A 25,796-nucleotide genomic window follows, 5' to 3' on the forward strand; every position below is an offset into this window, starting at 1 on the left:
ACGGCGGCTCCCGCCGCGCATACATCGCCCGCACCGCCGCCACGATCTCCGGCGCCGGCTCCGGCCACGGCGTCGGCTGCACCGACATCACACACACCATCCCACGGCCGGGACAGGGATAGGGGCCCGCCGTCAGATGATCATGAAGCCAAAACCCGCCACACCGACACCGACACGCCAAGCCCCACCAGCACAACACTCGCCGCCGAATTAGCCAGCAGGGTCACCCGGCGTCGGAAAACGCGCCCGACTGGCGATCAGCACCTGACAGCGCCCGGCGCAACGCCTCCAACGCGGGCGCAGGCTCATCCCAGGAGCATGAGCTACGCGCAGGAAGGGCACGCCCCCGTGTACGCCGCCGACACCCCATGATCACCAGACTGGCGCATTCCCCGACACCTGGCGTCGGAAAACGCGCCCGAACAACGATCAGAACCCCGCGAGGACCTTCCGCAGCGCCTCCAGCGCCGGGGCAGGCTCGTCCCAGAACACCATGTGCCCCGCCCCGGGGACCTCGACGAGCTGCGCCGCCGGGTTCGCCGCGGCCGCCTCCGCAGCGCCCGCGGACGTGACCACCGGGCTGTCGCCGCCGTGCACGAGCACGGTGGGGGCGGGCACCCGCGGCCAGGTGTCGAAGAAGTCCTCGCCCTCGAAGCCGGCGTGGGTGGCGGCGACCGCCTCGCGGTCGCAGCTGGACAGCCACCGGGCCCGCAGCTCCTGCTCGCGGCGCGGCCAGCGCGGCCAGGACCGGGCCACCTCGTCGGCGTCGGTGCCCCGCTGCGCCTGCTCCAGCTGCCCGAGGAACGCCTCGAGCGTGGTCGGGTAGGGCCCGCGCCCGGGCCCGCTCATCGGCGGGTCGACGAGCACGGTGCCGCGCAACGGCACCCCGCGGGCCGCGACCACCGCGACGATCCGCGCGCCCATCGAGTGGCCGAGCAGCAGCGGTCGGTCCAGGCCGAGGCCGTCGAGCACGGCCACGGTGTCGTCGGCGTAGTCGTCGAGCGTGTAGGACTTGCCCGCGTCGGAGAGCCCGCGGCCGCGGACGTCCAGGACGATCGGGCGGACGAGGTCGGTGACCTCCCGCGCCACGAAGTCCATGGTGATCGCCGGGCTGGTGATCCCGGGCAGCACGACGAGCGGCACGCCGGGGCCGCCGTAGTCGAGGACGTGCAACCGCAGGTCGCCCGCGCGCACCCAGCGTGAGGTGGCGGGCACGTCGGCGAGGTCCGCCAGCGCGGACTGCAGCACGGCCCTCATCGGATCTCCTCCAGGTAGCCGAGTGCGTCGGCCAGCTCGATCACGTCGCCGTACTTGGCCTGGATGTCGAACAGGTTCGCCTCGTGGGGGTCCTTGGCGCGGTCGCCCACGCACTGGCGCGGCACGAGCACCGGGAACCCGCTCTGCACGGCGTCGACGGCCGTGGCCCGCACGCAGCCGCTGGTGGTGGCCCCGCACACCAGCACGGTGTCCACCCGCAGGCCGGCGAGCAGCCCGGCGAGGCCCGTGCCGAAGAACGCCGACGCGCCCTTCTTGGTGATCAGGTGGTCGCCGGGGCCGACCGGCAACCGGTCGTCGACGGCCACGGCGCGACTGCCCTCGCGCAGCGCCCGCATGCCGGGCGCCTTGGTCAGCCAGGTGACGGCGTCGCCCTCGGCCTCGGCCGGGGTGTAGGCGATCGTCGTGAACACCACCGGTACGCCTGCCGGGCGCGCGCACTCGATCAGCTGCGCCGTCGCGGCCACCACGTCCGAGAGGTCGGCGCCGGTCGGCGCCTCCGGATCGGTGAAGCCATGGGTCAGGTCGACCACGACGATCGCGGGCCGCTCCCCCCGCCGCACCGACGCGCCGAACCCGGCCCGCTCGTACACCGCGTCGATCATGCGTTCCTCCGGCGGGCCGCGCAGGCGTCCACGGCCTCGACGATCGTCTGGTAGCCCGTGCACCGGCACAGGTTGGACGCCACCACCTCGCGGATCTCCTCCTTCGTCGCATCGGGTCGCTCGGCGAGGAAACCCTGCGCGAGCATCAGGAAGCCGGGCGTGCAGAACCCGCACTGCAGCCCGTGGTGGGCGGAGAACTCCTGCTGCAGGTCCGACGGGGTGCCATCGGGTGCCTCCAGGGACTCGACGGTGCGGATGTCGGCGTCCTCCACCTGCGCGGCGAACACCAGGCACGCCCGCACCGGCGCCCCGTCCACGAGCACGGTGCACGCTCCGCAGATCCCGTGCTCGCACCCCACGTGGGTGCCGGTGAGGCCGAGGTCGTGGCGCAGCACGTCCACGAGCGTGCGGCGGGGCTCCACGGCGAGGTCGTGCCGCTCGCCGTTGACGGTGAGCTCGACCAGCTGGATCTCAGCCACGGTGTGCCTCCAGCGCCCGGAAGACGGCCTCCCGGGCGATCGGGGTGTCGTCCAGCTCCACGCCGGTGTCGCGCAGGGCGTCGTTCACGGCGCCCAGCACCGCGGCGGGAGCGCCGATCGTGCCGCCCTCCCCCGCCCCCTTGGCGCCGTTGGCGGTGAACGCGCACGGGGTCTCGAGGTGGTGGATGGCGACGTCGGGGATCTCGGCGGCGGTCGGCACCTTGTACTCCATCAGGCTCGGGGCGAGCGGCTGCCCGGCAGCGTCGTAGGTGATCTGCTCGAACAGCGCACCGGCGATCCCCTGTGCGATGCCGCCGCGGCACTGCCCCTCGACGATCTGCGGGTGGATCGCCACCCCGCAGTCCTCCACGCACACGTACCGCAGGATCTCGACGCCACCGGTGCCCGGGTCCAGCTCCACCACCACGCCGTGGGTGGCGTTGGAGAACGTGCCGTCGCCTGCCACGTCGAAGCTCGCGGTGGCGGTGAGGCCCGGCCCGACGCCCTTGGGGAGCAGGTGGGCCCGCAGGTAGGCGACGTCGGCGAGCTCGGCGAACGAGAGCCGCCGCTCGGGGTCGTCCCGCAGCCGCACGCCACCCGCGCCGTCCAGCTCGACGGAATCGACGTCGGCGTCGAGCAGGTGCGCCGCGATCTCCCGCAACTGGTCGCCGAGCTTCTCCGACGCGGCCGCCACCGCGCTGCCGCCGATCGTGATCGAGCGGCTGGCGAACGAGCCCCACCCGTAGGTGATCCGGTCGGTGTCGCCCTGCACGATCTTGACCTGCGCGAGGTCGAGGCCGAGCCGGTCGGCCACGATCTGGGCCATCGTGGTCTCGTGGCTCTGGCCGTGGCTCATCGTGCCGGTGGTCACGGACACGGTGCCCGAGACGTCCATCCGGATCTCCGAGATGTCGAACCCCGGCACCACCTGCATCTTGCGCTGCGCGAAGGCGCCGGAGCCGTAGCCGGTGCGCTCGGAGAAGCAGGAGTAGCCGATGCCGATCACCCGGTCCGAGTCGCGCACGTCGTACCAGCCCTCGTCGCGCAGCACCTGCTCGCACAGGTCCAGCGACTCGCGGTAGGAGCCGGGGTCGTAGGTGATGCCGTTGACGCCGGTGTACGGGAACACCGTGATCAGGTTGCGGCGGCGGATCTCCACCGGGTCGACGCCCAGCTCCCGGGCGGCGCGCTCCATCAGCCGCTCCATGACCATCACGTACTGCGGGCGGCTCACCCCGCGGTACGGCCCGGTGGGCGCCTTGTTCGTGGTGACGGCGCGGCCGCGCACCCGGTAGGCGGGCACCCGGTACACCGACGGCATCTCCGCCGAGGCCATCAGCGGCTCGATCCCGGCCGTGAACGGGTAGCAGGAGTAGGCGCCCATGTCGCAGACCACGTCGGCGTCCAGGCCGAGGATGTGGCCCTCGGCGTCGAACGCGGCGCGCACGTCGTAGCGCTGCTCCCGGGCGAGGAAGGCCGCGGTGAGGGCGTCGCGGCGGTCCTCGATCCATTTCACCGGGCGGCGCAGCCGCAGCGCGGCGGCCGACGCGGCGATCTCCTCGCGCCCCACCACGCACTTCTGCCCGAACCCGCCGCCCATGTCGGGCACGGTCACGCGCACCTGCTTCTCGGCCAGTCCGGCGCAGCCGGCGAGCACGGTGCGCACCTGGTGCGGGATCTGCGTGTTGGTCTGCACGAGCAGCTGCTCGTCGCGGTCGTCCCAGTGCGCCACGACGCCGCGGGTCTCCAGCGGGAGCGCGTTCTGCCTGCCGGTCTTGGTCTGCACCCGCACGACGCAGGGCGCCTCGGCGAAGACGTCGTCGATGCCCTCGGTGGCGAAGAGCGAGACGTCGACGAGCGTGTTGCGCGGGGCCTCGGCGTGCACGAGCGGGGCGTCGTCGGCGAGCGCGGCGGTGTCGCTGACCACCGGCGGGAGCTCCTCGTACTCGACGAGCGCGGCCTCCACCCCGTCCTCGGCGGCGTAGGGGTCGCGGGCGATCACGATCGCGACCGGCTCGCCGACGAAGCGGACGGTGTCGCGGGCCAGCACCGGCATCGCGGTGGGCACGAACTCGTGCGGAGGCCGGTCGAGCAACGCGGTGATGTCGCCGAGGCCGAGGTCGGCCGCAGAGAACGCCGCGACCACACCGGGCACCGCGCGCACCTCGTCGAGGTCGACCGCGACGATCCGGCCGTGGGCCACGCTGCTGCGCACGAACTGGGCGTGCAGCATCCCGGGCAGGGCGATGTCGTCGACGAACCGGCCGCGCCCGGCCACCAGCCGGGGGTCCTCACGCCGCGGGACGGAGGCGCCGATCCAGGCGCCGTCGCGGCGGAACCGGGGTTCGCTCATCGGGTGGCCGCCTCCTCGCAGGCTCGGGCGACGAGCGTGCGGACGAGGCCGCGCCGGTAGTGCGCGCTCACCCCCGGCTCGTCGCGGACGTCGATGGCCTCCGCCGCAGCTGCCCCCACCCGTGAGTGGATACGAGTGCTATAGCCCTCGTTTCCACTCACGGCCTGGGTGAGGACGGCTTCCGCCTCGGGGACACGCAGCGGGACCGGGGCGACGCCACCGAGCACGACGCGGGGCGCGTCCAGGTCGACAGCGGCCGCGACGATCGCGAAGTCGCCGCGGCGCTCCGCGAACTCCGTCAGCACCGCCCGGGGCGCCGGGCGCGGGAACAGCACCTCGACGATCAGCTCGTCGGGCTCCAGCGCGGTGGTGAACACGCCCTGGAAGAAGTCCCCGGCCTCCACGGTGCGTCGCCCCGCCGGGCCCTCCACCACGATCCGCGCGTCGAGCAGCACCGCGAGCAGGCACCACTCGGCGGTGGCGTCGGCGTGCGCGAGGCTGCCCCCCACCGTGCCGCGCGTGCGGATCGGCAGGTGCCCCACCCAGCGCATCGCGTCGGAGAGCAGCCGGAACCCGGGCCCGAGGTCGGCGGTCTCGACGGCGTGGTGGGTGGCCAGCGCGCCGATCCGCAGGCCGTCGCCGTCGCGGGCGATGGCGTCCAGGCCGGGGATCCGGCTGATGTCGATCAGGTGCTCCGGCCGGGCGAGGCGGAAGTTCATCATCGCCACCAGGCTCTGCCCGCCTGCGATGACCTTCGCCTCGTCCCCCAGCTCGGTGAGCAGCCCCACCGCGCCCGCGATGCTGCGGGCGCGGTGGTAGCTGAACTGCGCGGGCTTCACGTGGTCAGCTTCTCCATGAGCGGCTCCTCGTCACCGGTGATGTGGTCGAGCTCGCGCCCCCGCGTCTCCGGCGCCGCCACCGCCATCCAGAGCACGGCGGCGAACACGAGCACGCCGAGCACGGTGAACGTCAGCGGCAGGCCGAGCACCGGCCACAGGACGCTGCCGAACAGCAGCGGCGCGAACCCGGTGACGGCCCGGCTCGACGACGACGCCCAGCCGAACCCACTGGCGCGCAGCGGCGTGGGGTAGAGCTCGGACACGTAGGCGTACATCACCGGGATCACGGTGAGCGACAGGAAGCCGAACACCGCGATCATGCCGATCGCCGCCGCCGGCACGTCGAGGACCAGCGCGAACACCACGAGCGCCACCGCGGCGGCGGGCCCGGACACCCCGATCACCCACTTGCGGCCCACGACCTCCACGAGCAGCACGGCGGTGACCACGCCGAGGATGCCGACCGCGTTCATGATCGTGGTGCCGGCGAACGCGGCGACCTGGTCCATGCCTTGCGCCCGCAGGATCGAGGGCATCCACGACAGCGCGGCGTAGTACACGAGCATCACGGAGATGAACAGGGCCCAGGCCGCCGACGTGATCCGCGGGTTGAACGCCCACACGAGCCGCAGCTGCTCCAGCCCGGCGGCGACCCCGCGACGCCGGCGGGCGGGCGGTGCCGCGGCCGTGATCTCGTACGGCTCGAGGGTGGCGCCCGTGCGCATGACGAGGTCGTCGATCACGGCGCGGGCCTCGGCCTCACGCCCGGTGCGGGCGAGGTAGAGCGGCGACTCGGGGATCCCGCGGCGCACCCAGAACAGCAGCAGTGCGGGCAGCACCATGAGCGCGAGCATCCAGCGCCAGTTGCCCGACACCGGCACCAGCAGCGTGGCCGAGAGACCGGCGAGCGTGGTGCCGACCGGCCACCAGCCGTCCATCGCGGCGAGCACCCGGCCACGCTGCTTGCGCGGGGAGAACTCGCTGACGAGCGCGTAGTCGACCGGGATGCAGCCACCCAGGCCGACGCCTGCGAGGAACCGCAGCACCAGGAAGATCTCCCAGCTCGGCGACAGCGCGCCCAGCACCGAGAACAGCGCGAAGATCAGCAACGTGATGCTGAAGGCGCGCTTGCGGCCCACGCGGTCGGCCACCGTGCCCCACGCCACGGCACCCACGGCCATGCCGACGAGGTTGGCCGTGGCCACGAGTCCGCGCTGGCCGGTGGAGAGGCCGAACTCGGTGCCGAGCAGCGGGGTGAGGAAGCCGTTGAGCGCGACGTCCCAGGCATCGAACATGTATCCGAGCCCGCCGATGATGAAGATCTTTCCCTGCACCCCCCATCTCCAGGGGAGGTCTTGCACGACCTGATCGCCGCTACGCATGGTGGGCTCCGTTCTGGAGGGGAGGGATCAGCGCACGAACGGGTAGGAGAACGACTCGAGGTCCGGGTTGTTCAACGGGGTACCGCGCCAGAGCCAGTCGTAGGACACGTCGGACTCGCCCTGGAAATCACGCAGCGCCTGGTCGCGCCGCTCCTGCTCGGGGCCGTCGGGCAGGTGGTAGAAGCGCATGTTGGCCAGCGACGCGTCCTGCACCATGCCGGCGTGCGTGGCCCGGCGGGACACGTAGCGCACCAACGCACCCGCGATGCCCTCGCGGGTGACTCCACCCAGCTCCTCGGCCAGCACCGCAGCATCCTCCATCGCCTGGGACGCACCCTGCGCCTGGTACGGCAGCATCGCGTGGCACGCGTCGCCGAGCAGCGCGACGTGGCCGTCGACCCACACCGGGTCGCGCCTGCGGCGGAACATCGCCCACTTCGACGCGTCGCCCTCGGCCTTGGACAGCATGGCCCCGACCCGGTCGTCCCACTCGGAGAAGGCGTCGACCATCTCGTCGGCGGTGGCCGGGCCGCTCCAGGTGCGGTCGACGTCGAGCGTGTTGGGCACGATCGCGACCACGTTCAGGTACTCGCCGCCGCGGATGCAGTAGTGCACGAGGTGGCGGTCGGGGCCGTACCAGATGGTGGAGTGGTAGCGGTCGAGCAGGAACCGGGTGGCCGGGTCGGCAGCGATCTTGTCGCCGGGGATGAGGGCGCGGTAGGCCATCTCCCCGGAGAAGGCGAGCGTGTCGGGCAGGCCCATCGCGTCGCGCACCGCGGAGCGGACGCCGTCGGCCCCGACGAGCACGTCGCCGGGGAACCGGCGGCCGTCGGTGGTGAGCGCCGTGGGTACCTCGGGGTCGGCGAGGTCGATGTCGACCACCTGGGCGCCGGTGTGCACCTGCACCACCGGGCCCGGCCCGTCCGGGTCCAGGCAGGCGTCGAGCAGCACCTGGTGCAGGTCGGCGCGGTGGTAGTGCCAGTACGGCGCGCCGAACTCCCGCTTGACGCGTTCGCCGAGCGGCAGCGTGGCGATGATGCTGCCGTCCTTCCAGCGGCGCCGCACCTGGTCCTGCGGCTCGGTGTGGATGGCCTCGAGCTGCCGACGCAGCCCCAGGCCGAGCAGGATCCGGCTGGCGTTGGGGGCGGTCTGGATGCCGGCGCCGACCTCGCCGAGCTCCGGGGCCTGCTCCAGCACCGTGGTGCGGAGCCCGCGTCGACGCAGCGCGAGAGCGGTGGTGAGACCACCGAGACCGCCACCGGCGATGGTGACGGCGAACGACTGGCTGGCCGGCACTGGTGCCCTCCTAGATCCACAGTGGACAGTTCGCCTGGGGCCGCACTCTGTGCTCTGGGCCACCCGGCGGAGATAATCCGAACACTGACGATCCCATGAGCGCAAGGGGTTCGGCGAGCTGTAACGCGTCAGAAACCCGCGGAAACGCCGGCGACCACCTCAGTCGTCGACGAGGCTCTCCCAGTGCTCGGTGAGCGCCGTGAGGCGGCGCAGCAGCGCCACCTGCTCCGCGCGGTCGTAGCCCTGCATCAGGAGTTTGTCCAGGTCACGGGCCCGTCGATCGGTCTCGCGGAGCGTGGCCTCCCCCTCCGGCGTGAGGTGCAGCAGGCGCTTGCGGCCGTCCTCGGCCGGCCGTTCGCGCACGATCAGGCCGCGGTCCTCGAGCCTGCGCACGATGCTCGCCATCGTCGACCGGTCGAGCGCCACGGACGACCCGAGCGACCCCTGCTCGACCCCGGGATAGGCGTTCACGGCCGTCAGCACGGCGAACTGGGGCCCCGTCAGCACCGGATCGACGAGCCGGACCCACGCCGCCGTGTACGCCTGGTGCATCCGCCGCGCCACGTAGCCGGGCGCCGCGAGCAGCTCCTCAGGTGGCGGCAGCCCCTTCGAGGACTCGATTCCCGCACGTCCCGCGCGTCCCCCGGTACTCACGACCCCAGCTAAGCACGCCGCCGGTCACGCACTCGAAACACGACACCCCTTGACCGGGCACCCCGATAGAGGGATCGTCAGCGTTCGGACTATCTCCGGAGGACCCTGTGGACCAGAACCTGTTCAACGAGATCTGCCTGCAGCAGCTGACCCTGTCCGGGGTGCACGAGGGCGAGACCGTCGCCGTCCTGACCCGCGGTGACGAGCGCGGCGAATACGCGAACGCGTTCATGTGGGCGGCCCAGAAGCTCGGGGCGGCGACCTTCCACCTGCGGCTGCCCTCGCCCGCGTCCGCCTCTGGCGCGTGGGCCGTCGGCGACTCCGGCCTGGCGGCCAACCCGCTCGCCGTCGAGGCGCTGGGGCGCGCCGACATGCTCGTCGACTGCACGTTCCTGCTGTTCAGCAAGGAGCAGTTCGAGATCCAGGGCGCGGGCACCCGCATCCTCACCGCCGTGGAGCCCGCCCCGCTGCTCGCCCGCCTCATGCCGACCAAGGAACTGCGCGAGCGCGTCGAGATCGGCGCCGAGCTGCTGGCCAAGGCCCAGACCATGCGCATCACGAGCCCGCACGGCACCGACGTCACCTACCGGCTCGGCGTCTACCCGACGATCAGCGAGTACGGCTACACCGACCAGCCCGGGCGCTGGGACCACTGGCCCGCCGCGTTCGTGTTCACCGGCGGCGCCGACGACGGCGTCGACGGAAAGATCGTCCTCTCCCCCGGCGACGTGCTGCTGCCGTTCAACACCTACGTGCAGACCCCCGTCGAGATCACCATCGAGCAGGGCTTCATCCGCGACATCCGCGGCGGACTGGACGCCGAGCTGCTCTCGTCGTACATCAAGAGCTTCGACGACCCGCGCGGCTACGGCATGAGCCACGTCGGCTGGGGCCTCGACGAGCGAGCCCACTGGCACGGCCTCACCCAGTTCGGCGGCGGCATGGGCATGGAGCTGCGCAGCTTCTACGGCAACGTCATGTTCTCCATCGGCCCCAACAACGAGCTCGGCGGCCCCAACGACACCCCCTGCCACTTCGACATCCCGATGCGCGGCAACTCGCTCTACCTCGACGACGAGCTGATCGTCGACGCCGGCGAGCTGACCGTGCCCGAGATGCGCCCGGCGGGTAAGCGCTGAACATGGGCACGCACCACATCGGCATGATCGTCCCGAGCTCGAACCTCACCATGGAGACCGAGCTGCCGCGGATGCTCGCCGCGCGCGAGCGCGAGTTCCCCGAGGACCGGTTCGTCTTCCACTCGGCGCGGGCCCGCATGCAGCACGTCACCCCGGAACAGCTGCGCGCCATGAACGCCCAGGCCGAGCGCGCGGCCACCGAGCTGGCGGACGCCCGGCCCGACGTGCTGGCCACCGCCTGCCTCGTCGCGATCATGGCCCAGGGCCCCGGCTACCACTGCACCGCCGAGGACACGATCACGGCGGCCCTGCGCGCCGAGGGCTCGGACGCCCCTGTCGTGTCGAGCGCCGGGGCCCTGCTGTCCGGGATCGAGGCGCTCGGCGCGCGCCGCGTCGCCATCGTCACGCCGTACATGAAGCCGCTCACCGAGCTCGTGGTGCAGTACATCGAGGCCACGGGCGTCGAGGTGGTCGACGCGCTGTCGCTCGAGGTGCCCGACAACCTCGCCGTCGCCCGGCTCGACCCGGCCGACCTGCGCGAGCACTGGCGCAAGCTTGACCTGGCGCGCGCCGACGCGCTCGTGCTGTCGGCGTGCGTGCAGATGCCGTCGCTGGAGTCGATCGCGGCGGTCGAGGCAGAGGCCGGCATCCCGGTGCTCTCGGCGGCCACCGCGACGACGCACCAGATCCTCACGCGGCTGGGCCTGCAGCCGCGCGTGCCGGACGCGGGGCGACTGCTCGCCGCATGAGCGATGCGGGAAGCGGCGATCCGGACCACCATTGGGGCCGTGCCGAACGACGAGCCCGCACCGCTGCGACCGACGCCCCGCTATCGCGCCGTGCTCCGGCACGCCGAGGAACAGGCCAGAACCCACGGGCACGACCACCTCGGGGTCGAGCACCTGATGCTCGCCATCCTCGACGCCGGGCGGTCGGTGGCCACGGAAGTGCTGCAGAAGTACGTCGACCTGCCCGACCTGCGCAAGGCGATGGAGCGGGCGCTCGCGTCCGAGGGCTACCACCGCGCGACGCACCCCCGCTCCGACGACGACGCCCGGTCCGAGAGCACACCCGTGCTGCTCGTCCGCGGTGCCGAGCGGGAGCACGCGGTGACCCACTGGGCGCTGCGGCCCGCGAGCGGACCGGGCGAGCGGTTCCGCATGATGCTGGACTGGTCGGGCGAATCGGTCCTGGTCGACGCGCCCGACCTGTTCGAGGCGCTGACCCGCATCCGCGAACGGATCGAGCCCGCGGGCTGGCTCGTCGCGGTGCAGGGCGCCCGCTCGGACGTCTACCCGAGCGCCATGCAGCGCGAGATGGCCTCCGGGCTCACCGCCTTCGTGCTGCACACCGACGAGCCCGGCCGGCTCCAGGAGGTCGTCGACATCCTCGACCCGGCCGAGCCGCACGCGGTCACCACCGTGGCCGCCCAGCGTGCCCACGCCGAGGAGTGGGAACGCTCGGCACGCGCGGGCACGGCCTCGCCGTAGCCCCGCGGGCGCTGCTCAGAAGGGCAGCTGGATCGGGTTGACCACGTCGGCGACAAGCAGGATCGCGCTCCACCCGATGAACAGCAGCGCCACCACGTAGGCCACCGGGAGCAGCTTGGCCGCGTCCACCGGTCCGGGGTCGGGCTTGCCCCGCAGCCGCGCGATGCGCTTCTTCACCGCCTCCCACAGCGCGGGGAAGATCTGCCCGCCGTCGAGCGGGGGCAGCGGCAGCAGGTTGAACAGGAACAGCGAGATGTTCACCAGCGCCAGCAGGTTGAGCAGGAACAGCACCTGCTGCGTGGCGGTGAAGTCCTCGTTCGCCAGGAACTCGCCCCCGATGCGGGACACCCCGACGATGCCGACCGGCCCGTCCTGATCGCGCTCGGCGCCGAGGAACGCCGAACCGAACAGGTTCGGCAGCCGCTCGGGCAGGTTGAGGATCGCCTGCCCGGTGCGGAGCACGACGTCACCGACCGCCACCGCCACGGCCACCGGGCCCTGCCGCGCGATCGTGGGCACCGGCGTGACACCGAGGAAGCTCACCTGCACGACACGATCCGGGTCGTCGAGGTCTTGCGCCTCGGTGCGGATCAGCGTCGGGGTGAGATCCAGCCGCTCGCCGCCGCGCTCCACCGTGATCGTCACGGTGCCGGACGCGACGCGAATCGCCTCCTGCAGCGCGCGCCAGTCGTTCTCGACGACCGGCGCGCCGTTGAACGCGACGATCTTGTCGCCCGGCCGCAGGCCCGCCGCGGCGGCCGGGCTCGGCGGGGCGTCCGCGGGGCAGGAATCGGTCTGCGGCGCCGTGGCAGGCAGGACGCACTCGCTGACCGTGCCGATCGTGGTGCTGCTCGTCGGCACCCCGATCCCCATGATCGCGATCGCGAACAGCACGACGGCGAGGATCAGGTTCTGGACCGGCCCCGCCGCCATCACGATGATCCGCTTCCAGGGCGCGCGCGTGTAGAACTGCCGGTGCGCGTCCTCGGGCATGACGTCCATGGCCGACTGCTGCCGGGCGTCGTCGATGAGCCCCTGGAACGGGCCGGTGCGGCGGCTGCGCCCCAGCGTGCCGCCCTTGGCGGGCGGCAGCATGCCGATCATGCGGACGTAGCCGCCGAGCGGGATCATCTTGACCCCGAACTCGGTCTCGCCGACCTTGCGCGACCACAGCGTGCGGCCGAACCCCACGAAGAACTCCGGCACCTTGATGCCGAACTTCCGCGCCGCGAGGTAGTGGCCCAGCTCGTGCCAGGCCACCGAGAACATGATCCCGGCGAAGAGCACCAGGATCCCCAGAACGAACATCATGAGAGTGGCGCCCTCCTCGACGCGGCGAGCTCCCCGGCACGTGCCCGCGCCCACTCCTCCGCCGCCAGCACGTCACCAACGGTAGCGGGGTCGCCGGTCCAGCCGTCGGCGGCGTCGAGCACGCGCTCCAGCACGTCGAAGATGCCCACGAACGGCAGCCCACCTGCCACGAACGCCGCCACGGCCTCCTCGTTCGCGGCGTTCAGCACCGCGGGCACGCACCCGCCCGCCGTGCCCGCCGCCCGCGCCAGCCGCACCCCGGGCAGCGCGTCGTCGTCGAGCGGCTCGAACGTCCAGCTCTGCGCGGTGTCCCAGCGGCACGGCGCGGCCGCGTCCGCGAGCCGGTCGGGCCAGCCGAGCGCCAGCGCGATCGGGAGCTTCATGTCCGGCGGGCTGGCCTGGGCGAGCGTCGACCCGTCGGTGAACGTCACCATCGAGTGCACGATCGACTGCGGGTGCACCACCACGTCGATCCGCTCGTAGGGCACGTCGAAGAGCAGGTGGGCCTCGATGAGCTCGAGCCCCTTGTTGATCAGCGTGGCCGAGTTGATGGTGACGACCGGCCCCATCACCCACGTCGGGTGCGCCAGCGCCTCCGCCACCGTGACGGCGGCGAGGTCGGCGCGTCGCCTGCCCCGGAACGGCCCACCGGACGCGGTGAGCACCAGCCGGTCGACCTCCTCGGCCCGGCCCCCGCGCAGGCACTGCGCCAGCGCCGAGTGCTCGGAGTCGACCGGCACGATCTGGCCCGGCGCCGCCGCGCCCGTGACGAGCGCACCCCCCGCCACCAGCGACTCCTTGTTGGCGAGCGCGAGGGTGGCGCCCGACGCGAGCGCCGCCAGGGTGGGGCCGAGCCCCACCGAACCGGTGATCCCGTTGAGCACGATGTCGGCGCCCGCCGTGGCCGTGAGCTCGGTGGCGGCCTCCGGCCCGGTCAGCACCTCGGTGCCGGGCAGGCGCTCGCGCAGCTCGGCGGCGGTGTCGGCGCCCGCCACGGCGAGCCGGGGCACCCGGTGCTCCCGCACCTGGCGCACCAGCAGGTCGGTGTCACGGCCGCCCGCCGCGAGCCCCGCCACCGTGAACCGGTCGGGGTGTGCGGCGACGACGTCGAGGGCCTGCGTGCCGATGGAGCCCGTGGCACCCAGCACGAGGACGGAACGAGTGGTCATCACCGTCCATCATCCCCGTCGCCGCGTTGTGCGACGATGAGGTCCACAACCCTGTTCAGGAGGAATTCGGTGGCAAGCAACACCCGTGATCTGGCGCGGCGGCCCGCGGTCGACCCGGCGGACGAGCCCTCGGCCGAGTGGGGCTGGCACGGCGGGTTCCCCCGCGGCAGCGTCATCGCCGGATGGGTCGTCGTCGTGATCCTGCTGCTCATGAACTTCACGAACAACAACCTCACCAACAACACCGCCAACGTCTGGCTCACCGGCCTCGCCATCGTCCTGGCGATCGGGCTCGTGCTGCACTCGGTGCGCCAGCGCACGTCCTGGCGGCGCTGAGGCCGTGGCGGCCCCCGCCGTCGAGCTGGAGGTCGGCGACCGCGTCGTCCGGATCTCCAACCCCGACCGGGTGTACTTCCCGGCCCGCGGGGAGACCAAGCTCGACCTGGCGCAGTACTACCTCTCCGTCTCCGACGGCGTCGTGCGCGCCCTGCGGGACCGCCCCTGCATGCTGCACCGCTTCCCCACCGGCGTCACCGGGGAGAAGGTCCACCAGAAGCGGCTGCCCAAGGGCGCACCCGACTGGGTGCAGACCGTCCGCATCCACTTCCCCCGCTGGAACCGCACCGCCGACGAGCTCTGCGTGCAGCACCCCGCCGACGTGATCTGGGCGGTGCAGATGTCCACCGTCGAGTTCCACCCCTGGAACTCCCGGCGCGCCGACACCGAGAAGCCCGACGAGTGGCGCATCGACCTCGACCCGATGCCCGAGGCCACCTACGCCGACGTCCGGCGCGTCGCCCACGTGGCCCACGAGGTGCTCGACGAGCTCGGCGCCACCGGCTGGCCCAAGACCTCCGGCGGCAAGGGCATGCACATCTACGTGCGGATCGCCCCCGACCACGGATTCGCCGACGTCCGGCGAGCCGCCCACGCCTTCGCCCGCGAGGTCGCCCGCCGGTGCGACATCGTCGATCTCACCTGGTGGCGCAAGGACCGCGACCCGAAGTCGATCTTCGTCGACTACAACCAGAACACCCGCGACCACACCATCCGCTGCGCCTACTCGGTGAACGGCGTGCCCGAGGCCGTGGTCTCCACCCCGATCCGCTGGGAAGAGATCGACGACGCCGAGCCGCGCGACTTCACCATCGCCACCGTCCCGGCCCGGTACGCGGAGCTCGGCGACCTGCACGAAGGCATCGACGACGCCGTCTTCCTCATCGACGAGCTCCTCGAGTGGGCCGACCGCGACGCCCGCGACGGCGAGGAACCCCCCGGCGACGACGACGCCCAGGACCTCGACGCCTGAGGCCGCGCCCCTGGCCCTCGGACGCTCACACATCACCACTGGGGCTCACACACCGACTGCAACCGATGTGTCGACCCCACGACCGGTGTGCGACGCCGGGGAGCAATCCGACCCGCCGCTCACACACCACCGCTGTGCGAGCACCACAACCGATGTGCGAGCGCCATCCCGGCCGCGGAGGGCCCACGACGCAGTGCCCTGGGGCTCGCACACCACCACTCGCGCTCACACACCGACTGCAACCGGTGTGCCGGCACCACGACCGGTGTGCGAGGACCATCTCGGTCCGCAGCCCCGCGCGGGAAGCCCCGCACCACACCGCGCCTCGGAGACCACCGGCGTGAGCGGTCCCCGGGCCGCTCACACACCACCACTCACACCGACACACCGACTGCAACCGATGTGTCGTCCCCACGACCGGTGTGCGAGGCCGCTTCGGCGAACCCCTCCAGCGCTCACACACCGACATCCGTACCCACACACCGACTGCAACCGATGTGCCGGCACCACGACCGGTGTGCGAGGCCGTCAGGGGCGCAGCGCCGCCAGGGCGGCCTCGATGTCCGACTCGTCGTTGAAGTAGTGCACGCCGATGCGGAGGCGATCGCCGGTGATCCCCGCCCGGACGCCGTGGGCGGCCAGGGCGGCGGCCACCGCGGTCGGGTCGGACACGCGCACGACCCGGATGTGCGAACCGGGGCCATCGCGGACCGGCACCGCGCCCCGTTCCACGGCCCCGGCCTCGAACCCCTCGGCCAGCCGCAGGCAGTGCGCCTCGACGGTCGGCGGGTGGAGGGCGGCGACGACGCGCAGCGCGGCCTCCGCCCCCACCCACGGCAGCCAGGCGCGGCCGGTGTCGCTGCGCGCGAGCGGGCCGTCGGTCGCCGGCCGCCCGCCGACGCGGGAGCCCGGCTCGGCGGGCGTCTTCCACCCGGGCGCGATCGAGCGCAGCCGCGCGCCCGCGGTCGGCGCGGCGTGGAGCCACGCGGCCCCGCGCGGGGCGAGCAGCCACTTGTAGCCGTGGACGGCCAGGTAGTCGGGGCGGTGCGTGGCGAGCGCGGGGTCGAGCACACCCAGGCTCTGGGTGACGTTGACCAGCAGCTCGGCGCCCACCTCGTCGGCCCGCTCGCGCAGTGCCCGGATCGGCATCCGCTCGCCGTCCAGCGTGGTCGTCTCGCTCACCGCGACGAGCCGGACGTCCGGGGTGATCGCGGCGAGCAGCGCCTCACCCCGGGACTGCCCCGGGCGCGCCCTGGCCAGCGTGACCGGCCGCTCGGGCGAGCGTTCGGCGAGGAACGGGAACAGCACGCTCTGGAACTCGTCGGCGGCCAGCAGCGCCGTGCCGGGCGGGCGGTGCCGCGCGACGGTGGCCGCGGCCTCCGCCAGCGAGCCGAGCACCGCGACGTCCGCGGTCGCCACACCGAGCAGGTCCGCGAACCCGACGCGGGCCCGGTCGGGCACGCGGTCGAGCTCCTCCCAGTCCGACTCGCCCCGCTCCAGCGCGTCCAGCTCGGCGCGGATCGCGGCGAGCACCGAGTGCTCCCCGGGTGGCGCGCCGGGCGTGTCCAGCCAGTGCCGGCGCTCCAGCGCCGGGAACCGGGCACGGAAGCCGGCCGGCGTCATGCCCACCCGCTCACCGCCACGACCGCCTCGATCTCCACCAGGATCTCCGGCGTGGCGAGGCCGGCGACGATCGCCGCCGAGTGCGCGGGGAAGCGCCCGTCGGGGTACCAGCGGTCGAACACCGCGGTGCGCGCTGCGGCGAACTCGGCGAACGCGCCCTCCCCCACCAGCATCGTGAACAGCTTCACGACGTGGGCGGGGGTGGCGCCGAGCTCGTCGAGGACGCGCTCGAGGTTGGCGAACGTCTGCGTGGTCTGGGCGGCGCACCCCGCGACGATCGTGCCGTCCGGCGCCGCCCCGACCTGCCCGGACACGAACACGAGCCGGGCGCCCTCCGGTGGCACGCTCACGTGGCTGTACGCCCCGACCGGCGCCGCCATCCCGTCCGGGTTCCACTTCCGCACCGTCATGTGCTCCTGTCCCTCCGTCGCCGGTCGCTCAGGCACCCTCGGCCACCGCCCCGGAGCGCAGCCGCACGCCGAGCGTCTCGGGCGTGAGGTACGCGGCGACCAGCGAGATCACGGCCCCGCCCATCAGGTACCAGGCCGGCGACCACGACGATCCGCTCCACGCCACCAGCGCCTGCGCCACCATCGGGCCGAGGCCGCCGAACAGCACGACCCCCAGGTTGTAGCCGATCGCCAGGCCGCTGTAGCGCTGCGCGGTGGGGAACAGCTCGGCGAACAGGGCAGGCTGGGCGGCGAGCATCATCGCGTCGCCCAGCAGTATCAGCGCGATGCCGAGCACCCCGGCGGCCGCGCTGCCGGTGTGCAGCAGCAGGAACCCGATCGGCGCGGTGACGGCCACTGCGAGCGCCCCGTACAGCACGAAGGGCCTGCGGCCGAACCGGTCGCACGAGCGCGCGAGCAGCGGGACGAGCACGATCAGGACGAGCATCCCGACCAGGCCGATGGTGCGTGCCGCGCCGTCGGCGTAGCCGAGCTCCGTGACGAAGAACGTCGGGCCCCACACGAGCAGCACGTACGTGCACATGGTCGGGGAGCACACGAGGCCGGCGACGAGCAGCACGGAGCGCCAGTGGTGGCGCAGCACCACGAGCAGCGGGGAACGCGCGCCGCCGTCCTCGGACGCCTGCACGAACTCCTCCGGCTCGGCCAGCTTCATCCGCATGTAGAGACCGATGAGGCCGAGCGGGAGCGCCACCAGGAACGGGACGCGCCAGCCCCAGGCCAGCAGCTGCTCCTCGTCCAGCCCGGACGTGACCAGCAGCGACACCAGGGCCGCGACGAGCATCCCGAGCACGATCGTGATCGTCTGGAAGCTGCCGTACCAGGCCCGGCGCCGCGCGGGCGAGGTCTCGACGATGTAGGCGACCGCACCCATCCACTCGCCGCCCGCGGACACCCCCTGCACCAGGCGGAGCAGGAAGATCAGGATCGGGGCCGCGACGCCGATCGCGGCGTAGGGCGGCACGAGGCCCATCAGGGCGGTGGCGAACGAGATCATCAGGATGATCGCCGACAGCGCCGCCTTGCGCCCGAACCGGTCACCGACGTAGCCGAAGAACAGGCCACCGAGGGGGCGGATCACGAAGCTGATCCCGAACACCAGGAACGCGGTCAGCAGCCCGACGCTGCGGTCCTCCTGCGGGAAGAACAGCGTGGCGAAGACGGCCGCGAAGTAGCCGTAGAGGACGAACTCGTACCACTCGAGGAAGTTGCCGATGCACGCCGCGACGACGGTGCGCAGCTGACCGGCCGAGAGGCCGGGCGCGGTGTCCGGGGATGCGGGGATCACGGGGTTGTGCATGTGTGCTCCAGGGAGGAGGTGGGGGGATCAGCCCCAGGAGGGGAGCCCGAAGGCGTGCGGCGGCGTGACGTCCGCCAGGTACTTCCCGTACGTGATGCCCAGGCGCGCCGTGCCGTAGCGGGCGACCGGCGGGCTGGTGGGCGCGAAGAGCTGCAGCGGGTCGGTCGACCCGCCGCCCCAGGTGAGGCTCGTGGCCCCGCCCGTGACCGGGGTGGCGTCGGTCATCCGCCACGGGATCTCGACGAGCTTGCAGACGTCGAAGGCCGGGCCGTCCGCGCCCGGCCCTTCCGCGCTGGGGACGGCCTTGACGGTGAAGTGGCGCCCGAACCAGGCCGGGGCCGGGGCGGGATCGGCGGTCGGGCCGAGCACGGTCTCTCCCGTCACGAGGGTGTCCCCGAGCGCCGACGTCATCACGAATCGCAGCGCGGCGCCGTCCTCGTCGAGCGTGACCGACCGGACCTGCTTCTTGGGCAGGCCGAACAACTCGCGCCCGAGGATTCCGTGGTTGAGCCCGGCGACGTAGGTGACCAGCGCATATGCACCGTCCGCCCCGTCATCGCGCCGGCAGCGCAGCGACAGCCCGCCCTGCAGGTAGCTCGGGCGCCGCTCCACCCCGGTCGGCGAGTGGAACTCGGCCCCGATGAACTCGGCGACCCACAGCCCGACGGTCGGCTCGGCGGCCGACGTGAGGCCGTCGGGGAGCACGGCGTCGCTCACCTCGGGCGCCACCGGCACGTGGACGGTGAGCCAGCGGACCATCACCTCCTCGGTGCCGGGGTGGAACAGCGGCGCGAACACCGGCATCGCGGCGGCACGCACGCCGGTGTGCGCGGGGCGCTCAGGCGACGGCACCGTGCACCCCGTCCCCGGCGAGCGCTCGCAGCGCACCCAGCACGTCCGCGGCCCCGGGCAGCACGGCCGCGGCGAGGTGCGGTGCCGCCGGGATCCGCGCCGGGGGCGCGCCGAGCCGCACGGGCGGTGCCGCGAGCCGGATCCCCGACTCGGCCACCGCGGCTACGACCTCCCCGCCCACCCCGCCGACCGTGTGCGCCTCGTGCACTACGAGCAGCCGCCCCGTGCGGCGCACGCTGCCGAGCACGGTGGGCAGGTCGATCGGCCGGATCCACCGCAGGTCGATCACCTCGGCGTCGATGCCCTCGGCGGCGGCCCGCTGCGCGGCGTCGAGCACCGCGTGCTGGATCGCGCCCCACGTCACGACCGTGACGTCGGTGCCGGGGCGGCGGACCGCCGCGCCGCCGATCCCCGGCACCGGCCCGCCGAGGCGCACGGCGCGCTTCTCGCCGTGGTAGAGCGTGCGGTTCTCGATCACGACGGTCGGGTCGTCGTGCCAGATCGCGGCCAGGAGGAGGTCGTGGGCGTCCTGGTGGGTGGCGGGCATCGCGACGGTCAAGCCCGGGACGTGCGCGAACAGCGCTTCGAGCGACTGGGAGTGCTGGGCGCACGCTCCCGGTGCGTTGCCCTGCTGGGTGCGGATCGTGAGCGGCGCCGAGAGCCGTCCGCGGGAGATGTAGCGGACGTTCGCGGCCTGGTTGACGATCTGGTCGAACGCCACGAGCGCGAAGTCGGCCCACATGATCTCGACGATCGGACGCCTGCCGAACATGGAGGCGCCCACGGCGCTGCCGAGGATCGCCGCCTCGGAGATCGGGGTGTCGAACACCCGGTCGCCGTGGCGCTTGAGCAGGCCCTTCGTCACGCCGAACACGCCGCCGGGCACGGCGACGTCCTCGCCGTAGAGCAGGGTTTCGGGGCGCTCGGTCAGCGCGCGGTCCAGGGCGGCGTTCGCGGCGCCCGCGTAGGTGAGCTGCGCGTCAGGCATACAGGTGCTCCAGGACGGTGGTGGGGTCGGCGAGCGGTTCGGCGAGCGCCTCGGCAACCGCCGTGTCGATCTCGGCGCGGACGGCGGCGCGCAGCGCGTCGAGCTCCGCCTCCGCGACGCCACCGGCACGCAGGGCTTCCTCGGCCCGGCGGATCGGCTCGGCGGCGAGCGCGGCGTCCAGCTCGCCCGCGGGCCGGTACTGCTGGGCGTCGCCGATGTAGTGCCCGACGATCCGCTGCGTCATGGCCTCCAGCAGCACCGGGCCACGCCCGGCCCGCGCCCGCTCCGCGGCCCTGCCGACCGCGTCGGCGACGGCGACCGGGTCGTTGCCGTCGACCCGCGCCCCCGGCATGCCGTAGCCGGCGGCCCGCCGGAACAGCTGGTCGTTGCGGACCATCGTGTCGGTCGGCGTCAGCTCCGAATAGCCGTTGTTCTCGACGAGGAACAGCACCGGGAGCGACCTCGCGGCGGCGAGGTTCAGGGCCTCGTGCACGGCCCCCTGGTTCATCGCGCCCTCGCCGAACGCCGCGAGCGCGACCCGCCCGGAGCCGTCGTACGCGGCGGCCAGCGCCGCGCCGCACGCGATCGGGGCGCCGGCGCCGACGATCGAGTTCTCGCCGAACATGCCGTGATCAGGGGCGGTGAAGTAGGCCGAACCACCGCGCCCGCCGCTGATCCCGCCCGCCCGGCCGAGCAGCTCGGCGAGCACCGCACGCGGCGCCACCCCGCAGGCGAGCGCCCAGCCGTGCCCGCGGTAGGTCGGGAACACCGCGTCGACGCTCAGGTCGAGTGCCGCGACGGCCCCCGCGTAGACGGCCTCCTGGCCGTTGCACAGGTGCACCGACCCGACGACGTCGCCCGCGGCGCGCAGGGCGGTGATCGCCTCCTCGGTGAACCTGATCCGGTGCATCACCCGCAGGTGATCGGCGAGCTCGGTGGTGCTCTTCATCGGACGATCGCTTTCCCTTCGTGCGTCGATTCGGGGACGACGAGACGGCCCGACCGCAGCAGCGAGGTCGCCATTTCGGCGGCCTCCCGCACGCGGTGCAGCAGCCGGTCCCGCTCCCGGGCGAACCGTTCGTTCGGGGCGGACACGGTGAACGAGCCGCGCGGGGCGCCGTCCGCGCCGAAGAAGGGCGCCGCGACGCAGCAGACGTCGACGGCGAACTCCTCCCGGTCGATCGCGTAGCCCTGCCGCCGGATGGCGGCCAGCTCGCCGACCAGCTCGTCGTGGCCGGTGATGGTGTGCGGGGTGAGCCGGCGCAGCGTGAGGCCCGCGAAGATCGTGTCGACCTGCTCGGCAGGCAGGAACGCGAGCACGGCCTTGCAGGACGCCCGCGCGTGCATGTCGCCGCAGTAGCCGATCTCGAGGTTGCCCACGCGGATCGGGTGGTTGCCGGTGAGGAACTGCGAGAGCACCACCGTGCCGTCGCGCCACTGGGCGATGTAGGAGGTCTCGCCGCTCGCGTTGTGCAGCCGGGTGAGGATCACCGACAGCTCGGGGGCCACCGCGTTGTGCTGCTGCAGGTGGCGCCCGAGCGCGAACGTCCGCGCGCCGATCCGGTAGCGGCCCTCGGCGTCGCGCTCGGCGTAGCCGTCGGCCACGAGCGTGCGCAGCACGTGGTAGCACGACCCCAGCCGCAGGTCGAGCGCGCTGGCCAGCTGCTTCGCGGTCTGCGGGCCGGACTGCACGAGGTGCTCGAACACCCGCATGCCGCGCTGGAGGGTGAGCAGGACGTCGGCGTCGGCGGGTTCGGGTCGCGACATCGACATCAGAGGCTCCCGATCGTCGCGGCCAGCGTGCGCGCGGCCCGCACGAGGTCGGCCTCGGTGACGTGCTCCGCGCTCGTGTGGGCGAGTGCCGCGTCGCCCGGCCCGAACACCGCGGCATCGGCACCGAGCGCGGCGTACTGGCCGGTGTCGGTGCCCGCCGTGAACCCGAGGTGGACGGCGGTGCCGTCGACCGCCACGGCGGCGTCGTGCAGAGCGGTCACCAGCAGTGCGCCGGCCCGGGTCTCCCAGCCGGGGTAGGCGTCGCCGAGCCAGCGCAGCCGGTGCGGCAGCTCGGCCTCGTGCGGGTCGTGCGCCGCCGCGGCCGCGAGCGCCGCCTCCACCGCGGCGCGGACGTCCGCCACGGGCTCGCCGGGCCGCATCCCGATGCGGCCCGCCATCGTGGCCGACGCCGGCACGCTCGCCCGGTACTCCCCCGCGTGCAGCCGGCCGATCGCGAACGGGAGCGCGGTCGGCACGTGGGCGAACAGCGGGTGGCGGTACCCGGCGGAGCGCTCGTCGGCGAGCCGCAGCAGCGCCTCGCGCAGCGGCAGGATCCGGGCGAGCGCGTCGACCCCGCGCCACGGCGCCGACGTGTGCGCGGCCCGCCCCGGCACCTGCACCTCGAAGAACTGCAGGCCGGTGGACACCGGCACGATCTGGTTGCCGGTCGGTTCGAGCACGATCACCGCGGCGGGCGCCCCGAGCGTGCGCAGCGCGAGCCGGGTGCCCACGCCGGTGGTCTCCTCGCCGAGCACCAGGTGGACCACGGGCCGGTGCGCCGGCCTGATCCCCGCGGCGCGCACCGCCTCCGCCGCGACGAGGGCGGCGCCGATGCCGCCCTTCATGTCCGCACTGCCGCGGCCGTGCACGGCCCCGTCCCGGCGCTCCCCCGCGAACGGGGGCACGGCCCAGTCCGCGTCGTCGCCGGCCGGGACGACGTCGAGGTGCCCGTTCAGGGCGAGCACCGGCTCGTCGCGCTCCGGCCGGCCCAGTGGGTAACCGATCACGTTGCGGCGCGACCCGACGCGTTCCTCGCCGGCAGCGAGGTCGGAGCCCGCGAGCGGCTGTTCGTCGACGTCCCAGCCGTGCGCCGCCATCCACTCCGCGCACCAGGCGGCGGCGTCCTCCTCGCGCCCCGAGACGCTCGGGATGCGCACCAGCGCCGCGACCAGCTCGGCCAGCTCGTCCGCGGCGGCCCGCACGGCCGCGTCAGCGGCTGCTGCTGGGGTCGATCCCATCGCGTGCGCTCCTCCCGTCGGCTCGTCCGGCGGGGGTCACACTGCACACCTCACGGCCGGACGTTCGGCAATCCGAACCATGTTTTCGACTATCCGAAAACTTCGCAGCGTTCCGTCGAGCTTGATCACCAGGCAGGCGCGTTCCCCGACGCCATGTGTCGGCTCTCGCTCCAGGCCGGTGATCATGGGAGGGCGGGTGCGGCAGCCTCCGGCCGAGCAGCACACCACGGCGGACACCGAAACCACGAGGTACGGCTCGCGCGGGCAGCCCCAGCGGCCTCAACCGAGTGAGGCCTCCGCCGCCACCCGCAGGCGGGTGAACTCGGCGACCATCGCCGGGAGCTGCCAGTGGGCGTTGAGCCCGCTCGGGTTGGGCAGCACCCACACGCCCGTGTCCCCGAGCCGCTCCGCCTGCTCCCCGACGGCGGCGCGGGGCCTGCCGAAGGCCGTGCGGTAGGCCGTCACCCCGACGACCGCGAGCCACCGGGGGCGCCGCTCGGCCACCAGCGCCCGCAGCCGCTCGGCGCCGGCCTGCAGTTCGGTGGGCGTCAGCTCGTCGGCGCGGGCGGTGGCGCGGGGCGCCATGTTCGTGATGCCGAGCCCGAGCGCGCGCAACTCGCCCTGCTCGGCCGGGAGCAGCAGCCGTGAGGTGAAGCCCGCGCCGTGCAGGGCGGGCCAGAACCGGTTGCCCGGCCGCGCGAAGTGGTGCCCGGTGGCCGCGGACACGAGCCCGGGGTTGATGCCGCAGAACAGCACGCGCAACGGCGGGTCGTCCGGGCCGGGCAGGACGTCCTCGATGGTCCGGCCGCGCGCCGCCTCCAGCTCGGCGCGGGTGAAGCGGGGCACGACGGCGATCATCGCAGCCGGTCAGCCCGCCAGCGCGATGAGGCCGACGGCCGCGCCGGCCATCCCGAGCCCCGTCGCCTGGGCCCGGGTGAGCCGCTCCTGCAGGACGGTGAGCCCGAGCAGCACCGGCACCACCGGGTAGAGCGCCGCCAGCACGACGGCCACGGCGACCAGCTGCTGGCGGGTGGCCAGGGCGTAGCAGGTGATGGCGAGTGTCCCGACCGCGCCGCTCCCGGCTGCGGCGAGCGCGAGCCGCGGCGGCATGCGGAGCGGGGCGCGCGCGGCGAGCAGCATCGGCAGGATCGTCACGACGGAGGCGACGCGGCTGGCCACCAGTGGCCAGAGCCCGGCGGCGGGGTCGACCGGCACGAGCGCGAGGAACTGCAGCGCGAACCCCAGACCCGAGACGAGGCCGTCGCGGCTCCCGGCGGGGGTGGGCAGGCCACGCCCGGTCCGGGTCACGAGCCACAGCGCAGGGGCTGCCGCGGCGATGCCCAGCCAGCACGACGCCGATGGCCGCTCCCCCAGCAGCAGAACGCCCACCAGCACGGGCACGACGACACCGGCGACGTCGCTCAGGGGAACGACGACCGACAGCTGCCCGTCGCCCATCGCGCGGAACAGGAAGGCGACGCCGACGCCGGTGCCGATCCCGGACAGCGCGCCCCAGCCGAGCGCACCGGGCGTCACCGACGGCGCGGGCGTCAGCAGGGCCGCCACGAGGATCACCGCCGTCCCGCCGAGTTGCGCGACGAGCGCCACGGCCGCGCTGTGCACGCGGCGGGCGAGCAGCGCGCTGACGAAATCGGTGATCCCGAAGCAGAGCGCGGCGCCGAGGGCGAGCACCTCACCCACTGGCGCTGTCCCGTTCGGCCTGCCCCACCGGGCAGATCGCGCCCGCCCCGGTGCAGCACGGCCGGTCGCAGAGCCGGCAGATGCGCTCCGAGCTGCCGACCTCGGTGTAGACGGCGCGCAGCAGCCGCTCCAGCACCCGCGCGAGCGCCTCCTGGTCGGCGGCGGGGAGGGTGTCGACGATGGCGACGAGCCGGTCGCCGCGGGCGTCCAGCAGGCCGGCCGACGCCTCCCGGCCCGCGGCCGTCAGCTGCACCGCCACCCACTTGCCCAGCGTGGGGCGCCGTTCGACGAGGCCGCGCGCCTCGAGCGCGTCCACCATCCGCGCGGCCGCGGACTGCGTCAGGCCCACGCGCCTGCCCAGCTCGGTGACGCTGATCCCCGGGTCCGCGCCCAGGACGACGAGCGCCGCCGCGCCGCTGCCGCTCACGCCCGCGGCCGCGGTGGCGCCCCCGAGCGCGAGGTCAGTGACGGCCAGGGCGGTGGCCCCGAGCAGGTTCGCCGTGCGCCTCTTGTCATGCATGACTCATGCATACCCAGCGCTGCGACCGGT

The 25,796-nt window shown here is 73.6% G+C and carries 26 protein-coding genes; 5 read left to right on the forward strand and 21 right to left on the reverse strand.

Annotated elements, in window-relative coordinates; translation table 11 throughout:
• Nucleotides 1-429: 429 nt before the first annotated feature.
• The 8 genes from ACFPL3_RS37920 to ACFPL3_RS37955 all read right to left on the reverse strand — a co-directional run bounded on the left by ACFPL3_RS37920 (nucleotide 430) and on the right by ACFPL3_RS37955 (nucleotide 8,883).
• Complete coding sequence (locus ACFPL3_RS37920) at nucleotides 430-1,257, reverse strand: alpha/beta fold hydrolase (RefSeq protein ID WP_343947233.1); 828 nt, start codon at nucleotides 1,255-1,257, stop codon at nucleotides 430-432.
• Entirely contained in the window at nucleotides 1,254-1,880 is a 627-nt protein-coding gene (locus ACFPL3_RS37925; protein WP_343947232.1) for an isochorismatase family protein, read from the reverse strand. Before ACFPL3_RS37925 ends, ACFPL3_RS37920 begins: the two co-directional genes overlap by 4 nt.
• Nucleotides 1,877-2,359 carry a (2Fe-2S)-binding protein gene (locus tag ACFPL3_RS37930; RefSeq protein WP_343947231.1) on the reverse strand — a complete coding sequence of 161 codons (483 nt, stop codon included), beginning with the start codon at nucleotides 2,357-2,359 and terminating at the stop codon, nucleotides 1,877-1,879. Before ACFPL3_RS37930 ends, ACFPL3_RS37925 begins: the two co-directional genes overlap by 4 nt.
• Nucleotides 2,352-4,712 (reverse strand): xanthine dehydrogenase family protein molybdopterin-binding subunit, encoded by a 2,361-nt coding sequence (locus tag ACFPL3_RS37935; protein WP_343947230.1) that lies wholly within the window; start codon nucleotides 4,710-4,712, stop codon nucleotides 2,352-2,354. The genes ACFPL3_RS37930 and ACFPL3_RS37935 overlap by 8 nt, the downstream gene beginning before the upstream one ends.
• Nucleotides 4,709-5,551: an FAD binding domain-containing protein gene (locus ACFPL3_RS37940; protein WP_343947229.1), complete on the reverse strand. Its 843-nt coding sequence runs from the start codon at nucleotides 5,549-5,551 to the stop codon at nucleotides 4,709-4,711. Before ACFPL3_RS37940 ends, ACFPL3_RS37935 begins: the two co-directional genes overlap by 4 nt.
• Entirely contained in the window at nucleotides 5,548-6,933 is a 1,386-nt protein-coding gene (locus tag ACFPL3_RS37945) for an MFS transporter (protein WP_343947228.1), read from the reverse strand. Before ACFPL3_RS37945 ends, ACFPL3_RS37940 begins: the two co-directional genes overlap by 4 nt.
• 27 nt (nucleotides 6,934-6,960) lie before the next feature.
• A complete protein-coding gene (locus ACFPL3_RS37950) occupies nucleotides 6,961-8,229 on the reverse strand; it encodes an FAD-dependent monooxygenase (RefSeq protein ID WP_343947227.1) in 1,269 nt (422 codons plus the stop codon).
• Between the two features lie 159 nt (nucleotides 8,230-8,388).
• Nucleotides 8,389-8,883: a MarR family winged helix-turn-helix transcriptional regulator gene (locus ACFPL3_RS37955; RefSeq protein WP_343947226.1), complete on the reverse strand. Its 495-nt coding sequence runs from the start codon at nucleotides 8,881-8,883 to the stop codon at nucleotides 8,389-8,391.
• Between the two features lie 107 nt (nucleotides 8,884-8,990).
• Here ACFPL3_RS37955 and ACFPL3_RS37960 point away from each other — a divergent pair, with 107 nt between their 5' ends.
• Genes ACFPL3_RS37960 through ACFPL3_RS37970 form a run of 3 tightly spaced genes read left to right on the forward strand, consistent with a single transcriptional unit; the run spans nucleotide 8,991 to nucleotide 11,512 of the window.
• On the forward strand, nucleotides 8,991-10,022 hold the full coding sequence (locus ACFPL3_RS37960) for a 2,5-dihydroxypyridine 5,6-dioxygenase NicX family protein (protein ID WP_343947225.1): 1,032 nt from the start codon (nucleotides 8,991-8,993) through the stop codon (nucleotides 10,020-10,022).
• Between the two features lie 2 nt (nucleotides 10,023-10,024).
• Entirely contained in the window at nucleotides 10,025-10,771 is a 747-nt protein-coding gene (locus tag ACFPL3_RS37965) for a maleate cis-trans isomerase family protein (protein ID WP_343947224.1), read from the forward strand.
• Between the two features lie 39 nt (nucleotides 10,772-10,810).
• Nucleotides 10,811-11,512 (forward strand): Clp protease N-terminal domain-containing protein, encoded by a 702-nt coding sequence (locus ACFPL3_RS37970; RefSeq protein ID WP_343947223.1) that lies wholly within the window; start codon nucleotides 10,811-10,813, stop codon nucleotides 11,510-11,512.
• A gap of 15 nt (nucleotides 11,513-11,527) precedes the next feature.
• Here the strand turns inward: ACFPL3_RS37970 and ACFPL3_RS37975 are convergent, their stop codons facing one another.
• Both ACFPL3_RS37975 and dxr read right to left on the reverse strand, forming a co-directional pair.
• Nucleotides 11,528-12,823: a M50 family metallopeptidase gene (locus ACFPL3_RS37975; protein ID WP_343947222.1), complete on the reverse strand. Its 1,296-nt coding sequence runs from the start codon at nucleotides 12,821-12,823 to the stop codon at nucleotides 11,528-11,530.
• The gene (dxr, locus tag ACFPL3_RS37980; RefSeq protein WP_343947221.1) at nucleotides 12,820-13,992 is read right to left on the reverse strand and encodes a 1-deoxy-D-xylulose-5-phosphate reductoisomerase; all 1,173 of its coding nucleotides are present in this window, start codon (nucleotides 13,990-13,992) and stop codon (nucleotides 12,820-12,822) included. Before dxr ends, ACFPL3_RS37975 begins: the two co-directional genes overlap by 4 nt.
• 36 nt (nucleotides 13,993-14,028) lie before the next feature.
• On the opposite strand from dxr, the gene ACFPL3_RS37985 reads away from it, so the two are divergent.
• Nucleotides 14,029-14,328, forward strand: coding sequence for a DUF2631 domain-containing protein (locus ACFPL3_RS37985; RefSeq protein ID WP_379590620.1), 300 nt, complete (start codon nucleotides 14,029-14,031; stop codon nucleotides 14,326-14,328).
• Nucleotides 14,329-14,332: 4 nt separating this feature from the next.
• A complete protein-coding gene (locus tag ACFPL3_RS37990; protein ID WP_343947219.1) occupies nucleotides 14,333-15,301 on the forward strand; it encodes a DNA polymerase domain-containing protein in 969 nt (322 codons plus the stop codon).
• A gap of 528 nt (nucleotides 15,302-15,829) precedes the next feature.
• On the opposite strand, the gene ACFPL3_RS37995 is transcribed toward ACFPL3_RS37990, so the two are convergent.
• From ACFPL3_RS37995 to ACFPL3_RS38045, 11 genes are all read right to left on the reverse strand, one after another.
• On the reverse strand, nucleotides 15,830-16,924 hold the full coding sequence (locus ACFPL3_RS37995) for an aminotransferase class V-fold PLP-dependent enzyme (protein ID WP_379590651.1): 1,095 nt from the start codon (nucleotides 16,922-16,924) through the stop codon (nucleotides 15,830-15,832).
• Nucleotides 16,921-17,334, reverse strand: coding sequence for a RidA family protein (locus ACFPL3_RS38000; RefSeq protein WP_343944841.1), 414 nt, complete (start codon nucleotides 17,332-17,334; stop codon nucleotides 16,921-16,923). The genes ACFPL3_RS37995 and ACFPL3_RS38000 overlap by 4 nt, the downstream gene beginning before the upstream one ends.
• A gap of 28 nt (nucleotides 17,335-17,362) precedes the next feature.
• Nucleotides 17,363-18,694: an MFS transporter gene (locus tag ACFPL3_RS38005; protein WP_343944842.1), complete on the reverse strand. Its 1,332-nt coding sequence runs from the start codon at nucleotides 18,692-18,694 to the stop codon at nucleotides 17,363-17,365.
• A 27-nt stretch (nucleotides 18,695-18,721) separates the two neighbouring features.
• On the reverse strand, nucleotides 18,722-19,546 hold the full coding sequence (locus ACFPL3_RS38010) for an acetoacetate decarboxylase family protein (protein WP_343944843.1): 825 nt from the start codon (nucleotides 19,544-19,546) through the stop codon (nucleotides 18,722-18,724).
• Nucleotides 19,533-20,534, reverse strand: a complete 1,002-nt coding sequence (locus ACFPL3_RS38015) for an alpha-ketoacid dehydrogenase subunit beta (RefSeq protein WP_343944844.1) — start codon at nucleotides 20,532-20,534, stop codon at nucleotides 19,533-19,535. Before ACFPL3_RS38015 ends, ACFPL3_RS38010 begins: the two co-directional genes overlap by 14 nt.
• On the reverse strand, nucleotides 20,527-21,483 hold the full coding sequence (locus tag ACFPL3_RS38020) for a thiamine pyrophosphate-dependent dehydrogenase E1 component subunit alpha (protein ID WP_343944845.1): 957 nt from the start codon (nucleotides 21,481-21,483) through the stop codon (nucleotides 20,527-20,529). The genes ACFPL3_RS38015 and ACFPL3_RS38020 overlap by 8 nt, the downstream gene beginning before the upstream one ends.
• The gene (locus tag ACFPL3_RS38025) at nucleotides 21,480-22,307 is read right to left on the reverse strand and encodes an IclR family transcriptional regulator (RefSeq protein WP_343944846.1); all 828 of its coding nucleotides are present in this window, start codon (nucleotides 22,305-22,307) and stop codon (nucleotides 21,480-21,482) included. The genes ACFPL3_RS38020 and ACFPL3_RS38025 overlap by 4 nt, the downstream gene beginning before the upstream one ends.
• Nucleotides 22,307-23,545: a M20 family metallopeptidase gene (locus tag ACFPL3_RS38030; protein ID WP_379590624.1), complete on the reverse strand. Its 1,239-nt coding sequence runs from the start codon at nucleotides 23,543-23,545 to the stop codon at nucleotides 22,307-22,309. Before ACFPL3_RS38030 ends, ACFPL3_RS38025 begins: the two co-directional genes overlap by 1 nt.
• Nucleotides 23,546-23,824: 279 nt before the next feature.
• Entirely contained in the window at nucleotides 23,825-24,403 is a 579-nt protein-coding gene (gene mug / locus ACFPL3_RS38035) for a G/U mismatch-specific DNA glycosylase (RefSeq protein WP_343940402.1), read from the reverse strand.
• 9 nt (nucleotides 24,404-24,412) lie between these two features.
• Entirely contained in the window at nucleotides 24,413-25,246 is an 834-nt protein-coding gene (locus tag ACFPL3_RS38040) for an EamA family transporter (protein WP_343940400.1), read from the reverse strand.
• On the reverse strand, nucleotides 25,239-25,766 hold the full coding sequence (locus ACFPL3_RS38045; protein WP_343940398.1) for a MarR family winged helix-turn-helix transcriptional regulator: 528 nt from the start codon (nucleotides 25,764-25,766) through the stop codon (nucleotides 25,239-25,241). The genes ACFPL3_RS38040 and ACFPL3_RS38045 overlap by 8 nt, the downstream gene beginning before the upstream one ends.
• Between the last annotated feature and the right edge of the window lie 30 nt (nucleotides 25,767-25,796).

It is taken from the genome of Pseudonocardia zijingensis (assembly GCF_042657305.1).
GTDB classification, from domain to species: Bacteria; Actinomycetota; Actinomycetes; order Mycobacteriales; family Pseudonocardiaceae; genus Pseudonocardia; species Pseudonocardia zijingensis.

What these genes read in the sequence shown, in the direction of transcription:
- ACFPL3_RS38020 (WP_343944845.1), bottom strand. Translation starts at nt 21,483, where the DNA reads ATGAAGAGCACCACCGAGCTCGCCGATCACCTGCGGGTGATGCACCGG.
- ACFPL3_RS38015 (WP_343944844.1), bottom strand. Translation starts at nt 20,534, where the DNA reads ATGCCTGACGCGCAGCTCACCTACGCGGGCGCCGCGAACGCCGCCCTG.
- ACFPL3_RS37965 (WP_343947224.1), top strand. Translation starts at nt 10,025, where the DNA reads ATGGGCACGCACCACATCGGCATGATCGTCCCGAGCTCGAACCTCACC.
- ACFPL3_RS37975 (WP_343947222.1), bottom strand. Translation starts at nt 12,823, where the DNA reads ATGATGTTCGTTCTGGGGATCCTGGTGCTCTTCGCCGGGATCATGTTC.
- dxr (WP_343947221.1), bottom strand. Translation starts at nt 13,992, where the DNA reads ATGACCACTCGTTCCGTCCTCGTGCTGGGTGCCACGGGCTCCATCGGC.
- ACFPL3_RS37945 (WP_343947228.1), bottom strand. Translation starts at nt 6,933, where the DNA reads ATGCGTAGCGGCGATCAGGTCGTGCAAGACCTCCCCTGGAGATGGGGG.
- ACFPL3_RS38030 (WP_379590624.1), bottom strand. Translation starts at nt 23,545, where the DNA reads ATGGGATCGACCCCAGCAGCAGCCGCTGACGCGGCCGTGCGGGCCGCC.
- ACFPL3_RS38045 (WP_343940398.1), bottom strand. Translation starts at nt 25,766, where the DNA reads ATGCATGACAAGAGGCGCACGGCGAACCTGCTCGGGGCCACCGCCCTG.
- ACFPL3_RS37935 (WP_343947230.1), bottom strand. Translation starts at nt 4,712, where the DNA reads ATGAGCGAACCCCGGTTCCGCCGCGACGGCGCCTGGATCGGCGCCTCC.
- ACFPL3_RS38025 (WP_343944846.1), bottom strand. Translation starts at nt 22,307, where the DNA reads ATGTCGATGTCGCGACCCGAACCCGCCGACGCCGACGTCCTGCTCACC.
- ACFPL3_RS37995 (WP_379590651.1), bottom strand. Translation starts at nt 16,924, where the DNA reads ATGACGCCGGCCGGCTTCCGTGCCCGGTTCCCGGCGCTGGAGCGCCGG.
- ACFPL3_RS37985 (WP_379590620.1), top strand. Translation starts at nt 14,029, where the DNA reads ATGAGGTCCACAACCCTGTTCAGGAGGAATTCGGTGGCAAGCAACACC.
- ACFPL3_RS37925 (WP_343947232.1), bottom strand. Translation starts at nt 1,880, where the DNA reads ATGATCGACGCGGTGTACGAGCGGGCCGGGTTCGGCGCGTCGGTGCGG.
- ACFPL3_RS38000 (WP_343944841.1), bottom strand. Translation starts at nt 17,334, where the DNA reads ATGACGGTGCGGAAGTGGAACCCGGACGGGATGGCGGCGCCGGTCGGG.
- ACFPL3_RS37920 (WP_343947233.1), bottom strand. Translation starts at nt 1,257, where the DNA reads ATGAGGGCCGTGCTGCAGTCCGCGCTGGCGGACCTCGCCGACGTGCCC.
- mug (WP_343940402.1), bottom strand. Translation starts at nt 24,403, where the DNA reads ATGATCGCCGTCGTGCCCCGCTTCACCCGCGCCGAGCTGGAGGCGGCG.
- ACFPL3_RS38005 (WP_343944842.1), bottom strand. Translation starts at nt 18,694, where the DNA reads ATGCACAACCCCGTGATCCCCGCATCCCCGGACACCGCGCCCGGCCTC.